This is a genomic window from Variovorax sp. MHTC-1 (genome assembly GCF_003984645.1).
GTDB lineage: Bacteria > Pseudomonadota > Gammaproteobacteria > Burkholderiales > Burkholderiaceae_C > Variovorax.
In genome coordinates, this window is the sequence record NZ_RWKI01000072.1 from 1 (window position 1) to 1553 (window position 1553).

Here is a 1553-nt window from a genome sequence, read left to right on the forward strand (position 1 = left end):
GGTGACGGCTGTTGGACGGATTCCGCCTAAGCGTGGCCAGCACCGACACGAACAAGGACCGCCTGGTCCCTCGCGGCAGATGCGCTGAGCCAATTCTTTCCCTCTTCTCTCGCCAGCCCTTCCTCTACGGAGAAGCTGCGCAAAGAGAGGCGGCACCGCTCCGGACGCCAACGATTCCAGTCAACGCGCATGGTCAACAATTCTCGACCGCCTTCAAAAGTGGCGACGACCGGCGCGTCGCCGACCACAACCTCCAGCGAGGCATCGGGCTGCTTGCGCTCCAAGTCGCGGGGTACCGGAAGGCCTGATGCAAGTTGAACCTCGTACGCGGCTTGCGCGGCAATGTGCTCATCCGAGTCGGACGCGATGTCTTCAGCTGGCGGCGTTGCCTCTTCGACCTCGAGGAGCGTCACGATAATCTCGTCGCCTACGTCGAGGGGGAATTCTTGAATCCATTCGAGGTGCGCTTGGCGGTCATTGCCAAGGTCTCTCATGCCTCGCATATCGAGGGTCGCGGGATGCTCGCCATCTATGCTCACGTGCATGGAAAAGGAGAGGAGAACCGCGTCACCCGCGCCCGCCACCACCAGGGGCTGTCCGTTGCGCAGAACTTCGAGGGCTTGCATGGTCGGTCGAGTTATGAATGCGGGTCAACTGGAGGCTGCCGTTAAAGTTCCGCTGTTGGCCGACTCGCGTCGTCGGCCGTCGGATGGTGGCAGGACTTTGCCACAAGACCGGTATTGCTCCCGCGGTGTACTAAGCGGCCTCAAAATCGGTGCCAGGGAAGTGGCGCTCGAGAATCTCGCGCATTTGAGGCTTGCCGGCGTTCTTCTCTCGGTCTCTCGCCTCGCGGACTACGCTGCGACCGCGCCAATCCTTTTTGTGAATGTCCGGCCCGTATGCACAGAGCATCTCCAGCGCCTCCAAGCTTTCCGGGGCTGCGTTGGCCGTCATCATGACCGCCGTGGACCCATCTTCGGCGACGGCATTGACGTTTGCTCCTGCCATGAGCAAGCGTCTCACTATCTGCAGATGCCGCCGGTTCACGGCCCACATCAAGGGTGTGTAGCCAGCATTGAAGTCGCGCTCGCGAAGAGGCTCATCGGGGTGCTTGCCGGCCATCAGCAACGCGTCGACCACGTCAAGGTTTCCCTGCATCGCCGCGTGCGCCAGCGAACCGTCCCCGGCATAGAAACCTCCGCGTGAAATGAACTCCAGTGCCAGGTTGCCACGCCCTGCTGAAATGGCAGCGACGAGCGGCGACTGCCCGAACTCTCCGACCGATTTGAATAGGACATTTGGAGTCGCGAAGTGAAGCGCCTTGGCGTCATCACCTCTCTCAATGGCAGCAAAGATACGACCGCGTAAGCTGCGGCGCACCGCGACGGAGACGCGGTGCCAAAGCTTCGTCCCACAATACGGGTCGTGAAGTATTACTCGTCCCATCTAACCTCTTTCGAATGTCTGGTCCCGGCCCGACTACATCGTTGGACGCGCGCCGCGAATGCCCGCTCCCGACCTGAATTCTGAGGCGAGATCGACCGTCCGCTGTT

General features: G+C 61.2%; 2 protein-coding genes. Both read right to left on the bottom strand.

Going from position 1 to position 1553, the window contains the following annotated elements; genetic code table 11:
* Positions 1 to 26 precede the first annotated feature (26 nt).
* The gene (locus tag EJI01_RS28245; RefSeq protein ID WP_126840398.1) at positions 27 to 626 is read right to left on the bottom strand and encodes a hypothetical protein; all 600 of its coding nucleotides are present in this window, start codon (positions 624 to 626) and stop codon (positions 27 to 29) included.
* 130 nt (positions 627 to 756) lie between these two features.
* Positions 757 to 1380 (bottom strand): ankyrin repeat domain-containing protein, encoded by a 624-nt coding sequence (locus EJI01_RS28250; protein WP_185879111.1) that lies wholly within the window; start codon positions 1378 to 1380, stop codon positions 757 to 759.
* Positions 1381 to 1553 lie beyond the last annotated feature (173 nt).